The organism is Polaromonas sp. CG_9.11 (assembly GCF_015752225.1).
Lineage (GTDB): Bacteria > Pseudomonadota > Gammaproteobacteria > Burkholderiales > Burkholderiaceae_C > Polaromonas.
Genome location: NZ_JADOVE010000046.1, coordinates 1 through 8,198, shown reverse-complemented (window position 1 = coordinate 8,198; position 8,198 = coordinate 1). Strand labels below are relative to the sequence as shown.

General features: G+C 55.5%; 6 protein-coding genes and 1 pseudogene. 4 read left to right on the top strand and 3 right to left on the bottom strand.

Going from position 1 to position 8,198, the window contains the following annotated elements:
• Positions 1 to 86: 86 nt before the first annotated feature.
• Together IWX85_RS19640 and IWX85_RS19635 are read left to right on the top strand one after the other, a co-directional pair.
• Positions 87 to 263, top strand: a pseudogene (locus IWX85_RS19640) (tyrosine-type recombinase/integrase); the annotation flags it as partial.
• Positions 264 to 844: 581 nt separating this feature from the next.
• A complete protein-coding gene (locus IWX85_RS19635) occupies positions 845 to 2,698 on the top strand; it encodes a tyrosine-type recombinase/integrase (protein ID WP_196870907.1) in 1,854 nt (617 codons plus the stop codon).
• Between the two features lie 215 nt (positions 2,699 to 2,913).
• On the opposite strand, the gene IWX85_RS19630 is transcribed toward IWX85_RS19635, so the two are convergent.
• Positions 2,914 to 3,918, bottom strand: coding sequence for a ParB/RepB/Spo0J family partition protein (locus tag IWX85_RS19630; RefSeq protein ID WP_196870906.1), 1,005 nt, complete (start codon positions 3,916 to 3,918; stop codon positions 2,914 to 2,916).
• Positions 3,915 to 5,141, bottom strand: coding sequence for a ParA family protein (locus tag IWX85_RS19625; RefSeq protein ID WP_196870905.1), 1,227 nt, complete (start codon positions 5,139 to 5,141; stop codon positions 3,915 to 3,917). Before IWX85_RS19625 ends, IWX85_RS19630 begins: the two co-directional genes overlap by 4 nt.
• 608 nt (positions 5,142 to 5,749) lie before the next feature.
• Here IWX85_RS19625 and IWX85_RS19620 point away from each other — a divergent pair.
• The gene (locus IWX85_RS19620; RefSeq protein ID WP_196870904.1) at positions 5,750 to 7,090 is read left to right on the top strand and encodes a replication initiation protein; all 1,341 of its coding nucleotides are present in this window, start codon (positions 5,750 to 5,752) and stop codon (positions 7,088 to 7,090) included.
• A 288-nt stretch (positions 7,091 to 7,378) separates the two neighbouring features.
• On the opposite strand, the gene IWX85_RS19615 is transcribed toward IWX85_RS19620, so the two are convergent.
• Complete coding sequence (locus tag IWX85_RS19615; protein ID WP_231380044.1) at positions 7,379 to 7,603, bottom strand: hypothetical protein; 225 nt, start codon at positions 7,601 to 7,603, stop codon at positions 7,379 to 7,381.
• A gap of 37 nt (positions 7,604 to 7,640) precedes the next feature.
• On the opposite strand from IWX85_RS19615, the gene IWX85_RS19610 reads away from it, so the two are divergent.
• Positions 7,641 to 7,907 carry a hypothetical protein gene (locus IWX85_RS19610; protein WP_196870903.1) on the top strand — a complete coding sequence of 89 codons (267 nt, stop codon included), beginning with the start codon at positions 7,641 to 7,643 and terminating at the stop codon, positions 7,905 to 7,907.
• The last annotated feature ends 291 nt before the right edge of the window (positions 7,908 to 8,198 follow it).

Sequence of the window (8,198 nt, the reverse complement as noted above, 5' to 3'; positions counted from 1 at the left end):
GTTCGATAAATGCTTCGGAATATTTTTGCTTCATTGTTGTCGGTGCGTCTAAAAGAGTATTTTTTAGAGGCGACAACTAGTCTGACACAGGGGGTTGGCTACGCCATACCCACGCAACCCATGCGCTCGGCAGTGGTGCCGAACTCATCACCGTGCGCGACAACTTGCGCCATGCCTCGATCTCGACCACGTCGATCTACCTGCACGCAGACGACCTCAAGCGCGCCAGGCAGCTGAGCGCCGCCTTCTTGCCTCGGGACTGACCGTTTTAGGTTTTTACTCACGTCCAGGCATCTTGGCCGAGGAGGATATGACATCTCACGGGTTCCCTTCGTCTATGCAGGTACATTTTTATGTGAAATCTGGGTACGGTTTTATGTGAATGAACGGCAAATCAACGCGGTCAATGCTTTTTCATGGCCTACCGCCCTAAGATTATTGTCATTATCTCAGGGTAAAATCCAGTGGTCAAAACCCCTGCCTGCCGGCACGCCATGAAAAACTCCAAGCCTGACAAGCCCTTGCGCTGCCCCATGCCCGCGCATCCCTCCTCGGGGCGTGCGCCGGTACAGGGCCGGGGCCGGGACGAGCAGCACCCTGCCCCGCGCCGCGCCGGTCGCCCGGCATGCGACAGCAGCGCCGCCAGCGGCTTTTGCGCGTACGCACTGCCAGCACCCTTGCCAAGCCTGCGATCGGCGCGCCTGGCGCGTCCTGGCAGGCCGCGTTTTGCCTGTGCGCCGCCGGCCCAAGCGCAGCCTCCAGCCCTTTTCAGCGCCGCCGGAACCCCAGAAGGCGCGCACCCCGCACGCCCGGTCCCTTCTTTCACCCCCCGACGGACCCGTCCATGACGCCCCTGGCCGCCCTGCCCTCCAAGCCAACGCCGCCCGCGCTTGAGAATCCCCGCTTCGTGCGCCGCCTGGGCCCGCACCACTTCGCCCACCTGCGCGCCTGTGCCGAAGGCCTTGACGTGGCCGACTGTGCCCGGCGCTACCTGGGCATCGCGCACGGCCACGAAGCGAAGACGGCGCACCAGGAAGCGGTCGACGCGGTGCGCGCGGTGGCTAGGCGCCAGGGCGACGCCGCCTGGCGCCTGGTGGGCCTGCGCATCGGGCAGTCTGCCGGCGCGCCGCGCCCCTCGCTCGACGCGTTCACTCAGCAGCACGGCCTGGAGGGCTTCAGTGAAAGCGAGGTGCTCACGCTGTACGCCGAAGCGCATCCAGCAGACCGCCAAGCCGCCCGCGGCCAGCGCCTGCGGGCGCGCCAGTTAGAGCTCCTGCGCCGCCTGGAGCGCCTGGCCGCCGAGACGCCGCAGCTGTCCGACCTCGTGGCGGGCTGGTTCGACGAGGCGCTGGCGGCCAAGCTCGTGACTGCGGGCCTTTTGACGCTCGGGGCGCTCAACGCCCGCATCGCGGCCGGCGGGCGCTGGTTTGCCACACTGCCCGCGGTCGGCGTGGCCAAGGCTAGGCGCATCGAGCGCCACCTGGCCACGCTGCTGCCGCGCGAGCTGCCTGCGGCCAGGCCGCTTTTTGCGCTGTCGGCCACGCCCGCGCTGTTTGGCGCGCCCTCACCTTCGTGGGCTTCTCACGCTTCGCGCGCCCCGGGCACAGAAGCCGGCGCCTCAGGGGGCCTGGCGGTGCCGCAGGCGGCCGATGCTGCCCTGGCGCGCCCGCTGCTCGACGTGGACTCGGACGGGCAAGCCGTGCAAAGTTGGATCCAGGCGCGGGCGGGGTCGCTGGCCACCGTTCGCGTCTACCAGCGCGAAGCCCACCGGCTCCAGCTGTGGCTGCAATACGAATGCCGGGGCGCCACGCTCGCGCAGATGACGGTGGCCGACTGCGGCGCGTTCATGGCCTTCCTGCAGAATATTCCGCCGCGCTGGATCTCCCGGGCGCGCGCCGCACCCGGGCAGCCCGGCTGGGCGCCGTTTCGCGGTCCCCTGTCGCACGCCAGCTGCCGGCAAAGCATCACCATCATCGCCTCGCTGTTTGCCTGGCTGCAGTCCGCGCAGTACTTGGCTGCCAACCCCTGGGTGCTGGTGAACCAGGCCACCGGGGACGATCCGGCCCACCGGATGCTGGACACCAAGGCGCTCAGTGAAGCGGCGATGCGCGAAGTGCTGCGCTTCGTGGACGGCCAGGCGCCCTCGCCTTCGCGCGCCCGGATCCGCTTCACCGTGCTGTTTGTCGAGGCCGTGGGCTTGCGCTCGGCCGAGCTCCTGTCGGCCACCCTCGGGGACCTCAGGATGGAGCCCGAAGGCTGGGTGATGCAGGTCAGAGGCAAGGGGTCGAAAAACCGCATCGCCGCCGTGCCCGGGCAGGCGCTGCACGCGCTTCAGGACTACCTGCTTGTTCGCGGCTTGGGCTCAATCCAGGAAGCGCCGCCTACCGCGCCCCTGCTGGCCAGTGCTTTGGACCCCATGGCGCCCATCGGCTACCAGGCGCTCTACGAGCATGTCAAGGGCTGGCTTGCCCGGGCGGTGCGGGCTTCAAATTTACCAACGAACGAGCGTGAGCGCCTGGCGGGCGCGACCACGCACTGGCTGCGACACACCTTTGGGACACGGGCCATTGCCCGGGAAGTGCCGCTCGATGTGATCCAGGCGCAGATGGGGCATGCATCGATCCAGACCACCACGGCGATCTATGGCCGGGCGCCCATCAAGCGGCGGGTGGATGAGCTGGATAAGGCGTTTCGTTAAAGATTACGTATGACAGGCTCGTACGTCATACTTCAGGCTCAATTAGCGCGGGGTTATACCGTATAACACCCACCGTATTGCCAAATTCAAGAATTCTGGAAATTATGATGTCCATCCAATGAAATCTGCGTCAGTGTGCGGTTTCAAGTTCACGTCAAACTGGAACGCTCATCAACTAAGATAAAAAGTGTTACACGGTATAACACCCTCCCTTCTTACTTCAATTCCAGAATCTCAAGAATCGCTTTGTGAATGCGATCGGACTTTTCCTTGCTCAGATTGTCGATTTCAAACCAAACTTTTTTTCCTTTTGTCTTTACAGCAACTGTAGAAGGTACGACGGTACTGTTGTCATTGGAAAAATTACGGGGCGTTTCGTCGCTGATTCCAATCAAAATACGATAAACATCCACAGCACTGCGTGGCGCTTGATTTTTGGATGCGGAGATGGCTTTTGCTTTCTTTAAAACTACGTCGGGCTCTTTTTCCAGCACATCGGTCAGTGGTGCTGCCCAACGATACTGGATATCGAGCCTAGACGGAAAAGCGTTAAGAACGTCTACGGGCAAGCGTGCGATTTTGAGCGCTACTGACACATTTGACGGCTGTACACCGATCGCCTCGGCCAACTTGCGCAGCGACGCATAGAGGCCTTCATCAAGTGCGCGGCGGTACATCTCGCCTTGTTCGTACGGACGTAGGTCAGCGCGCTGACGGTTCTCTCGGTCCATCTCTACAAACAGCGCCTGCTCATTGATGGACTCAATAACTGCAAGCACAGGCAAATCCAAGTCCATGCACGCGCGATGGCGGCGGTGTCCAAAAACAATTTCATAGCGTTGCGGATCGGAGCCTGGAATTGGTCGAACTTTGATTGCCTGAACATTGCCACCTGCAGATCCGATGTCGGCCTTCAACGCCTGAAACTCAGAATTTTCAAAACTGTCGCCATGCCGGTTGGCCCACTTGCTTGGAACCACACAAGCCGGGTCGAGTTTTTTTGCAGGCGCCGCATCCGACCAAATCTTCAACTCGCTTTTGAGAACCTGGTTTTCGCTAAAAACTTCCGACTCCCTGGCTAAATGTGCGACAAAAGCGCCAGGCCCAGTCTTTACCTTAATTGGCGTTCCAGAATCGCCATATGTAGAGCCTAAAACGGCCGGGGAGGGCGTTTGCATCGCAAGCATCGCCCGGTCCTTAACGCTTAATTTTTTACTCATGATTTAACTTTTTCGATTGCGACCTTGGCCTGAAGCTTGAGCATAGCCTCGGCGTTAGATGCCCAAACGCCCATAACCTGCAACTCAATGTATTCAACCAATTGATCATAGGCATCGCGCGCACGTTTCAAGGTTTTAGCCTGTGCGCTACTGGCATCAAGATCGTAGACGGTGCCAAATTCGGCCGATGCTGTTGCCGCAATTGATGTCTTAGGAATCTCAATGGGCAGCACTTTAGAGCCGTAAGCACTGATGATCCATTCGCGTACGGCAGCGCTTACCGCGTCCGAGCGGTCAACCCGTGAGAGAACAACATCCACAAAGTAGTATTTTTTATTATCGCCGCGTGAGCGGAACAAGCCACCGCAGACTTCAGTGAAAAGATTCCAAAACTGAGCACTAGAGGCGAAATCTAGCGCATTGGGCGGCAGCGGCATCACAATTCCCTCGGCCGCAATTAACGCGTTGATCGTGATGTAGCTTAACGACGGTGGCGTATCGATAATGATCACATCGTAGATTTCGCGTGCACTGTCGAGACCTGCGTCCAGCACCCGCCAAAAAGCAAAGTCGGGTTCACTCTTTTGGCGTGCTGGCAATAAGAACTCGGCATTAAATAATACAGGGGCAGCGGCGACCAAATCAATGCCGTCCCAGTAGGTCTGTCGCACTGCCGGCATGATCGAGTCGGTTTCGCCTGAACAAAGGGACAAAATTGTTTGGTCTTCCTCAACCTCGGTGTCGGGCATGACGCCGAACAACGTTGTTAGGGAACCCTGAGGGTCAGTATCGATCACCAAGACGTTGTGCCCACGCAAACTAAGACCCTGCGCCAAGACGGCAGCAGTGGTGGTTTTAGACACCCCACCCTTGAAGTTGGCTACAGAAATGCAAACGCCGGCGGCCAGCATTGGATCGCGCAAATTGTCGGCCTTGAGCGTGCGCACCCAGCGTCGTGCTTCTACTAACGTCCATTCACGACGGTTCGAGTCCGGTTTGTCTCCTGAAGGCAGTTCACCCTTCTTTGCAAGGTACTGTACTTGCGAGACCTCTAATCCGCATAGTTCGGCCATCTGAGCAGAGTTAAACGTTGGTGGAGACTTGCGTGCATGCGGTGCCAGCATTGAGGTACGTACTTGATGCACGACCGCAGCGGCATGTTCGGAAACCGCATTTAGTGCAGCAATGTCAATCAGTGGGTGAAGTGGACTGCTTTTTTGCATTGTGTTTCCTTTTAGCGATTCTAGAGTGCGTATTGAAGAAACACGTAATATCGATTCAAAGAAAGATTCGCTTTGCCGAGTAATGTTAGGGCCCTAAAAGCAAATGTTCAAAACCATCGAAAGGGAGCTTTTATTTGAACGAGGTGAATGCTTCTCTGCTGGCTTTGACTTGTTGAGTAAAAGCACCAGTTGGTCTTAAAAAAAAGTCTACAAGAGAAATCTCTAAGACAATTTAACTGATGATTTATTGGATATTTATCAATTAAATCAACAACTTAAAATATTTTAGTATCCCCTTTTTTATACCTAACTATCCGTCTTTTTATCTTGTTCCGTACGGTTTCTTATAGTTATCGATGTGTGTTTTTATATTTCGCATCGCTAGCAATTTTGACCTGCTTAGGTGGTCCTCAAGGGCATCTTAAAGCCCGTATTTGAAGTAAATTGACCGAAAAACTTAGTGCGGGACGCCATCTCGAGCAAAAAAAATTTGAAAAAACAACAAATATCCGTCTTTTTATTCTTTGAATTAACGTGTTTCGGAAACCATTTTTGGATTTCTATCCAAAATATGATATAGACTTGGATACTTAAATTCTAGATCAGCTATGAAGAAATCTTACCCAACCCCGACGTTCAGAAAGCCCAACTCGGCGCTTGTGATGATGCCCAAGGTTGGCAAATTGACTGCCGTTTCAAGAAAAATATTCAATGTCCTACTGCATACGACCCAGCGCCAAGTGCAGGCTATGAATCATGAAGGGAAAATCGTTGAGGCTACCCATTACTTTAGTGCTCGTTTAGATGAGTTGGTCGATCCGGTTGAGGTAGGGCAATCAAATCTAACTTCGAGTGCAAAGAAATCGCTGCTAGAAATGCGCCGCACAGAGGTCGACTGGGAGGCTCCCGATGCTAATTCGGGTGTTATTTGGAGCAGTATGAGCTTGCTGTCTGAGGCGAAGATTGTTAAGACGGGTGGCATCTTGTACGCTTATTGGGCGTTACCACCCGGGTTGCTCAGCGTGATCGCGGATCCACAGCGCTTTACGCCTATCGACATCGAACAACTGTCCCGACTTAAGACCTATACCGCAGTAGCACTGTATGAGATCTGTGTCCGTTACAAGAACAACCCAACTGGGCTAACAAGTGAAAATCATCTGGAATGGTGGGTCGATGCATTGACACAAAGCGCCCCTAAGCTCGATCCCAAAACAAAAAAGCCGAAACTACGACTTTGGAGCAAATTCAAGAGCGAGCAGGTAAATGTTGCCATCAATGAAATCAACAGTAAGTCCGATATAGGTATTGAACTGATCGAGAAAAAAACCGGCAAGGCCGTGACGTCCGCCCAGTTCAAGGTTTGGCGTAAGTCAGCTGAAGTTGCAGCTATCACCAGCGGATTCAAAATGAGTGCGGAGCTTGCTTTGACCGCGACCACATTAGGCTTGTCCCTTGGCGACATCGCCAGCCTGATTAAGTTGGGGCACGACGAAAATGTGCTGAGGATCGCTTTGGTAAAACTAGAAGCGCGCATTGGGCGGGACGATCTAGCACCGGTCGACTCAAGAATGGCATATTTACGCGCTGTCCTTAGCGAAACCCAGGGTTTCATAGTCTCAGTACCGTTGATAGCGCCTATAGTATCGGTTTCCCTGACGGCTCAAACGTCGCCCGAACTGCCTAAGATATTGAGCTACCAGGAACATCGTCGGCTTGAAATTAAGGCTGAGCTTTTAAATATTAATAAGGTGGATCAAAAAAAGTATGCGGAATTAGCGCTCGAATCACTGCAAAAGGCCGGAATCGCAACCACCACGATCAGCCGCAAGGTGGAATCAGGAGATTGGATGACAGGTGTCTTGTTCAGCAAGATGATCGAGGCGTATGCAGTTGAGCAGTACGGCCCGAACTGGGGCGTAGCATTGAACGCTGATAAACAATTTTGAGGTGTTTGGCAAACCTGCCTTTAAAAGACTGGAAACCGGAATACCGAAGTTCAGCGTGGAGTCGGTCACGATTGCTCACCGCCCTGTGGACAGGCTCATTCGACAAGTAAGAAAATACTTGAGTACCGTGTCCGGACATTTGGTTTTCGTTATTGTGCACCGATCTATCGGATGGACAGCCTCCCTTTGCATTTCTTGCACGATTCTTCGGTTATTCAAGCGTCAACCGTCAACCGTCAACCGTCACGCGTCGACGACGCCAGGCCAATTGCAGTAGCGTCAACACAATCAGGCAGGATTCGTTTCGGACGAACGTCTTTCGATCAGGCCGAACTCTGGATGTTGATCTGTCAGCAGCAAGAACATTGCAAAAATGGCCCCTTGCATGTTCCTGTCGTCGGTGGCGCTTTCCAGCGCTTGCCATGTGCGGCACTGAACGCCACCGCGGCTTTCCGCCTGAAGGGAATATCCCATCAGCTCGGCAGCCTGCACCTGGCTCAGACCTGCGGCCATCCGCGCTGCCTTGAGCTTTTCGCCACTGGGTGCTGGCATGTCGAGTTTGATGATCGTGTTCATGGGCGTGGTGCTGATGTCGTTGATGATGGTGGAAGTAAAACCTTTACCATGCCGCTGCTTGAAATCACAATGCGTGTCTGGGGTGCAATGGATTATCGGCGAGCGAAGTCATCGGCGCACTGGCGCCATTTGCGCCGAGGAAACAGCAGAATGGACGCACGTCGACTGGTTTCAACCCGGCGATTCCAGCCGTCCAGTCAGTGAACGCCTGCAGCAGCCGTTCACAGCCGCCCATGGCTAACCTCCAGAACTGACCTGATTGCGGCGGGAGCCTCCAATGGCGGTTGGTTACTGGCGGGCCGGCTATGGCCACCGCGACACAGTATGCACAATAGGCCGCGCCCTACACGCTGCAATATCCCTGTGGCGAACCGCCTGCTTCTCGCCAAGTGCGCGAGGTCGCACCCGGCTTGCTGTGGCTGCGCATGCCCTTGCCGTACGGTGGATGTCAAGGTAGTTGTCGCAAAAAGTTTGATGCTCAGGCGATAAGTTGAGTTGGTTGATTCTGGTTTTGTTGTGTTTGCGGATTGAG